General features: G+C 69.3%; 1 protein-coding gene. It reads right to left on the bottom strand.

The annotated features are described in order from the left end of the window. Positions 1-555, bottom strand: a 555-nt coding sequence (locus C5F48_RS24360; RefSeq protein ID WP_146170783.1) for a transposase, incomplete at its 3' end; no start/stop codon positions are given. Positions 556-670: the final 115 nt, after the last annotated feature.

Raw genomic sequence — 670 nt, 5'->3', positions numbered from 1 at the left:
CCGTGCGGGCAGGATGGCCGTGCCGTAGTGCGCCGCCATCTCTGCGTAGCTGCGGTTGATCTCGGGCTCGTAGAAGCAGGCGCGGATCACGCCGGACTTCAGGTTGTCCGACGCGACCAGCGCAGGGGCCGCGCCGAACGCAGCGAAGGCGCGGGTCGCCGGGCGCGCCGCGCCGGTGGTGGGATCGATCACCGCCATCCGGGCGCCGGAATAATCGACGAACATCCGCTCGCCTGCGGCATGGCGCTGGCGCATGACGGTCGAGAGCCGGCCGACCCAGCGGCGGTAGTGCTGGCAGAAGGCCGAATAGCCGTAGCCGCCCGGTCGCCGGCCGCGATACTCGTCCCAGAGCAGCGCCAACGTGACGCCCGGCTGCTTCAGCTCGCGATGGATCGCCGCCCAGTCCACCTCGGCGAACTGGCGACCCTTCGAGGGCGGCAGAGGCGGAAACAGCCGCCGCTCCAGCGCTTCTTCATCCAACCCTTCGGGCAATGGCCAGGACAGGCCAGCCATCTCACCACGGCGCAGGTAGTCCGCGACCGTGCTGCGCCCCACACCAACGCTCAGCCCGATCTTGCGAGCGGATCGGCCAGCTGCACGGAGCCGCAATACACCCTTGATCTTCCTCATCGGCAACCTTCGCATCTCGCCCCCGTCCACGTCGAAACGC

Source organism: Cereibacter changlensis JA139 (assembly GCF_003034985.1).
In the GTDB taxonomy this organism is placed as follows: Bacteria; Pseudomonadota; Alphaproteobacteria; order Rhodobacterales; family Rhodobacteraceae; genus Cereibacter; species Cereibacter changlensis.
This window is presented reverse-complemented; position numbering and strand designations above follow the sequence as displayed.